Source organism: Bradyrhizobium sp. UFLA05-108 (assembly GCF_059803455.1).
Genome location: NZ_JBANAZ010000180.1, coordinates 1 through 1,603, shown reverse-complemented (window position 1 = coordinate 1,603; position 1,603 = coordinate 1). Strand labels below are relative to the sequence as shown.

The following is a 1,603-nucleotide window of genomic DNA, read 5'->3' as shown; positions in this document are numbered from 1 at the left end:
AGGTGGTTGGTCAGCTCTTTGTTCGATTGCAGGCCAGCTCTTCGTCCCGACCGTTGGAGTGTGAAGATGGCGCGCGCAGGTCGAGTCAAGGCCGGCCCGTAGGGCCGCCGCGAAGCGGCTTGGCCTTGACTTGATCGAGCACGCCATCAGGCTGTTGTGGTCGGGCGTGGGCGGGGTGGACTACTCCTTATGGTCAGTGATCCAAGGGCCGAGCCGGTTTGGCAACCTGGTTTGCGTGCCAGGTCAAACTCACATTCGGTCGTCGCGTGATAGCGACTGCACCAACATTCCGCTTGCGGCGGGCAGGCTCGAGAGGACGAGGCCATTCTTCGTTGCGGCGTTTGAAGCCATGCAATCCATCGGTTCGTCCACCCGGATCGGCCGAGGCTGATCAACCTCGGCGGATTGGTATCCTTGGTGGGAGAGCTGTATTCTCAGGCGGTCTTCATCACGGCTGCCTCGATCACGACGCCAGCCGTCACGTACTTCCACAGGGCCACGAGCAGCTTGCGGGCCAGTGCCACGATCGCGCGCTTGCGGCCGCGGTCGCTGTGCGCGTCAAACCATTGCGTCAGGGCCGATTGGGGCTGGTGCCGCACCCACAACCAGGCGAGCTGGATCATCGTGGTTCTCAGGCGCGGATTGCCGGCCTTCGACACGCCTTGCTCACGCTCGATGCCGCCACTGCGCCACGGCGTGGCCGCAAGACCGGCATAGGCCGCAATCTGGCGGCGGTTGGCGAACCGGCGGTAGAAGGCTTCCAACCAGAGAACGGCAGCGAAGTTTGGGCCCATTCCCTTCAAGGCCAGCAGCATCGTCACCGGATCCGGTGCAGCCGGTGTGCCTGCAGGCTTTCTCACCGCAGCCAGCAGTGCATCCTGTTCGGCCTCCACGGCCTCGATCTGGCCGAGCAGAAGTTCGAGCCGGTCGAGCTCGCGGCCGATCTGTGCCTTCAAATGCGCCGGTAGCAGTCGCCCATCGCCGGTACGCAAGGCCTCAAGCCGTGCCCGGCGGTTGCTCCGCAGCGGCGCGTAGTCGGATATCCCTTGCGCGAACAGAAGACCCTTGATCCGGTTCACATGCTCGATCCGCTCGGCGATCAAGGTCTTCCGCTCGCGGCAAAGCCTGCGATGGTCCTCTTCTTCCGGAGAGGGGGCAACGACCATCGCACAGACCCGCGGCTCGCCGCGCTTGTAGGCGAGAAGCGTCCGCAACAGCGTCTCGCCATCGAGCCTGTCCGTCTTGGCCCGCCGGCGCCGGCGCGGCGTCGCGATCGAGGCCGGATCGACCACGTGACTCTCGATGCCTTCCTGCCCCAGAGCGCGGTGAAGCCAGAACCCATCCAGCCCCGCCTCCTGGATCGCGATGATCGGATAGCTCTCACCCGTTCGGGCCTGCGCCTTGCGCTTCAGCTCGGCGAACAGCTTCAAGAGCTCCGCAATATCGCCGGCCTCCACGCTGTGTTTGGACATCTTCTCGCCCTTGCCGGGCGACATCGACGTGACCAGCCATGTCGAGCGGCTCAGTTCCAATGACACAAAAATTGCGCCAAACTGCGTGCGGATAGCGGCCAGTCCGTCGGAAGGATGATCGAGCAACATCG

At 64.2% G+C, this 1,603-nt stretch carries 1 protein-coding gene; it reads right to left on the bottom strand.

Annotated features, from left to right (window positions below; all coding sequences use genetic code 11):
* Positions 1-434: 434 nt before the first annotated feature.
* On the bottom strand, positions 435-1,601 hold the full coding sequence (locus SO140_RS45785) for an IS110 family RNA-guided transposase (protein WP_474805115.1): 1,167 nt from the start codon (positions 1,599-1,601) through the stop codon (positions 435-437).
* Positions 1,602-1,603: the final 2 nt, after the last annotated feature.

Coding starts and splice junctions, on each gene's coding strand:
- SO140_RS45785 (WP_474805115.1), bottom strand. CDS start 1,601: ATGTTGCTCGATCATCCTTCCGACGGACTGGCCGCTATCCGCACGCAG.